The organism is Isoptericola sp. NPDC056134, from assembly GCF_042264825.1.
In the GTDB taxonomy this organism is placed as follows: Bacteria; Actinomycetota; Actinomycetes; order Actinomycetales; family Cellulomonadaceae; genus Isoptericola; species Isoptericola nanjingensis.
This window is the reverse complement of the sequence record NZ_JBHJVM010000068.1, coordinates 1-1522: the sequence shown is the minus strand read 5'-3', so window position 1 is coordinate 1522 and position 1522 is coordinate 1. Positions and strand designations below refer to the sequence as shown.

Below are 1522 nucleotides of genomic sequence, written 5' to 3'. Positions count from 1 at the left end.
GGTTCGGACCGCCTCGGACACTGGGGCAGTCTCGGGATCGTCACCGTGCTGGAGAGCCACATCCTGCCCGGGGAGCGCACCGAGATCGCGATCGCCAGGCCTGTTCGCACCGCGCTGCGTCAGTTCTCGCGCTGCCTCGAGGTACGCGAGCGCACCGGTCGAGCCGGGATCATAGGTCATCACCGTTTGCCCGTGGCTCGGGGCTTCGGAGATACGCACGGAGCGCGGCACGGTCGTCCGCAAGGTCTGGTCTGGGAAGTGCTCGCGCACTTCTGCCGCCACCTGTTGCGCAAGATTGGTTCGCCCGTCGTACATCGTCAGCAAGATCGTCGAGACGTGCAGGCCGGGGTTGAGGTGTGACTTGATGAGCTCGATCGTCTTCAGGAGCTGGCTCAGTCCCTCGAGGGCGTAGTACTCGCACTGGATCGGGATGAGCACCTCTCGACCGACGACGAACGCATTCACGGTGAGAAGACCCAGACTCGGCGGGCAGTCGACCAACACGTAGTCGATGGGGGCCAGACCCTCGCGCTCGCGCGCTGCCAGGTACTCGTCCAGCGCGCGGCGGAGCCGTGTTTCACGTGAAACGAGCGAGACCAGTTCGATCTCTGCGCCCGAGAGGTCGATCGTCGCCGGTACGCACCACAGCGTCGGGATGTCGGGGCACTGCTGGACTGCGCTGGCGAGCGGATCGCCGTCGACCAGGACCTCGTAGACCGACGGCGTCCCCGCGCGGTGCTCGACCCCCAGCGCGGTCGACGCGTTGCCCTGGGGATCGTTGTCGATGACGAGCACGTTGAGCCCCGCCAGCGCGAGCCCGGCAGCGAGATTCACCGTCGTCGTGGTCTTTCCCACGCCGCCCTTCTGGTTGGCCACCGTGATGATGCGCGTCGACGCAGGACGCGGGAAGCGGCGACCTTGGAGGTCGATGCGACGCCTGGCGTCCTCTGCAAGCTGAGCCGCGAGCGGTGTCGACTCGTCCGTGACCGGCAGGCTCGCCATCAGCGCTGCTCTCCGATCGTCCTCGTACCCGGAGCTTCGCGCCCCTCCCCCGTCCTGCGAGAGGGCCGTCGACCGATCCTGAAGCTCTCCAGGGTCGACAGGGCTTTCCGTCACGCGTCTCATCCTCTCCGTCGTCGCGTCCCAGCATGCGCCGTCCCAACACCTTGCGGGCGGGCTCGACCTCGCGCGCCACGTTGCGTCCCTTCAGGACGATCATCTCGCCGCCCGGTCTGACGAGCGGCAGCGAGAGCCTGACCAACTTGTCCAGCGCGGCCACGGCCCGAGAGGTCACCGCGTCGCACTCGAAAGCACCGTGGTACTCCTCCGCACGCCCCCGCTTCACCTCGATGTTCGAGAGATTCAGATCCGTGGCGATCTCCGTCAACCAGGCACAGCGCCGCTCCATCGGCTCGACCAAGTAGACAGAGGCGGCCGGACGCATCGCAGCGATCACAACCCCGGGAAGCCCGGCCCCGGATCCGATGTCTGCGATGAGCCCCGTCTCCGGAAGGAACGGGAC

General features: G+C 67.2%; 1 protein-coding gene and 1 pseudogene. Both read right to left on the bottom strand.

Going from position 1 to position 1522, the window contains the following annotated elements:
- A partial coding sequence (locus ACFCZN_RS21285) for a ParA family protein (protein ID WP_430558090.1) occupies positions 1–1002 on the bottom strand: 1002 nt, incomplete at its 3' end.
- Positions 1003–1225: 223 nt separating this feature from the next.
- Positions 1226–1444: pseudogene (locus ACFCZN_RS21280) on the bottom strand (16S rRNA (guanine(527)-N(7))-methyltransferase RsmG); the annotation flags it as partial.
- Positions 1445–1522 lie beyond the last annotated feature (78 nt).